The 217-nt window shown below is 62.2% G+C and carries 1 protein-coding gene; it reads right to left on the bottom strand.

All coding sequences use genetic code 11. From position 1 onward, the window contains the following. On the bottom strand, positions 1–217 hold a 217-nt coding region (locus AC4HNJ_RS22140), incomplete at both ends, for an RHS repeat domain-containing protein (protein WP_490481764.1).

Genomic DNA, 217 nt, shown 5'->3' on the forward strand with positions numbered 1-217 from the left:
CGGATCGAACGCGACCTGTTCCTGGTTGCCGTTGGGGTCGGTGACGGTGGTCGCGGTGACGTTGTTGTTGCTGTCGGTGGTGTAGGCAAACTGGTAGGACGTGTTGTCGGCGTAGGTCTGCTGGCTCACGCGCCCGTTGGCGTCGTACTGGTTGGTCACCCATACATGCCCGCGTCGGTCCTGCATGGTCAGCATGCGGTGGTTGCTGTCGTAGGTG

The organism is Dyella sp. SYSU CM1112 (genome assembly GCF_058216415.1).